The organism is Mycobacterium sp. 1423905.2 (assembly GCF_001673155.1).
Taxonomy (GTDB): domain Bacteria; phylum Actinomycetota; class Actinomycetes; order Mycobacteriales; family Mycobacteriaceae; genus Mycobacterium.
In genome coordinates this window covers 1-1,710 of record NZ_LZLE01000153.1, presented here as the reverse complement: position 1 = coordinate 1,710, position 1,710 = coordinate 1, and the positions used below count along the sequence as shown (strand labels likewise).

The window sequence follows — 1,710 nt, the reverse complement described above, 5'->3', positions numbered from 1 at the left end:
GCCGGCGGCGCTGGCGGCAACGCTTTGCTGTTCGGCAGCGGTGGAGCCGGCGGCCAGGGCGGCACCGGTCTGACCGGCACCACCGCCGTCACCCCGGACAACGGCACGGCCGCCACTGGCAGCGCCGGGTTGGTCGCGACCCAGGTCGGCTTTACCGGTGGTGCCGGCGTCGATGGTGCTGTTGGTCAGGTCGGCGGTACTGGTGGGACAGGCGGGTCCCCAGATTTCCTGTTTACGGGCTCCCCCGCCCCCGGCCGTGCCGCCGCTTCCGGGGCTGCCCGGCGTCTTGATGCTGTCATTGCCGCCAGTCGCGGTCCCGCCTTTCCCGCCATCGCCACCGTCGCCGCCGCCGCCGCCAACACCGCCGGCGCCGCCCACGCCCGCGCTGCCGCTGGATCCGGCTTGGCCGAGGAAGCCTCCCTCCCCCGCTGCGCCGGCGGCACCGCCGGCACCGCCGGCACCGCCCGTACCGCCGACGCCACCGCTGCCTCCGAGACCTCCGTTGCCGCCGAACGATTTCTCACCGACCTGCGTCGCGATCGCTGAGCTATTCCCACCGTTGCCCGCCGATCCGCCGTCACCGCCGAGACCGCCGGATCCGCCGAGACCACCCGTGCCCCCGGTGCCGGCGGCACCGCCGGCACCGAACAGCAGCCCGCCGTGGCCGCCGGCCCCCCCGACACCTCCGGCGCCGCCCGATCCGCCGGTACCGCCGACGCCGCCCACGCCGCCGGTGCCGCCGGTTCCGCCGACAGCAGTGACAGCAATAAAGCTGGCCCTAGAGGTGGAGCTACCCCCGGCACCGCCGGCACCACCGTTCGCCGCAATACCGCCGGCGCCGCCCGTGCCGCCGGTGCCACCGTGTCCGCCGGCCCCGCCGCTACCGAACAGCAGCCCGCCATTGCCCCCGACACCGCCGGCACCGCCCATCCCGCCACTGCCGGCGGCTCCAGCGTCGCTACCGAATCCGCCGACACCGCCGACGCCTCCGGTGCCACCACTGGTGTCCGCGCCGGGAACCGAGCCGGTAAACAGGAAATCTGGGGACCCGCCTGTCCCACCAGTACCGCCGACCTGACCAACAGCACCATCGACGCCGGCACCACCGGTAAAGCCGACCTGGGTCGCGACCAACCCGGCGCTGCCAGTGGCGGCCGTGCCGTTGTCCGGGGTGACGGCGGTGGTGCCGGTCAGACCGGTGCCGCCCTGGCCGCCGGCTCCACCGCTGCCGAACAGCAAAGCGTTGCCGCCAGCGCCGCCGGCGCCGGGGTTCCCACCGTTAACGCCCGCCAGAGCAGCGCCTCCCAAACCGCCTGCGCCGCCGTTTCCGTACAGGATTCCGCCGGTACCGCCGCTACCGCCGCTGGCGCCGGCTCCACCGCCACCCCCGGCGCCCCCGTTGCCAAAGAGCCCGGCGCTGCCGCCGTTACCTCCGGCCACGCCGTTGGCCGTCTGGGTGAATCCAGACCCACCGTTGCCGAACAGCAGCCCGCCGGCGCCGCCGTTGGGATTTGCCGCTGTTCCACTGGCGCCGTCGCCGATCAGCGGGCGGCCCAGCAACGTGTTGGTGGGTGCATTGATCAGCGCCAACAGGTCGTCTTCGAAGGTCTGCAACGGGGTCACGTTGGCGGCCTCAGCCGCGGAGTAGGCCCCGGCCCCAACGCTCAACGCCCGCACAAACTCGTCATGAAACAAGGCGGTCTGCGCTGT

At 73.8% G+C, this 1,710-nt stretch carries 1 protein-coding gene; it reads right to left on the bottom strand.

All coding sequences use genetic code 11. The features are described 5' to 3' along the window. Positions 1–1,710: PGRS repeat-containing protein (locus tag A9W95_RS27840; protein ID WP_067410825.1), on the bottom strand; the 1,710-nt coding region annotated here is incomplete at both ends.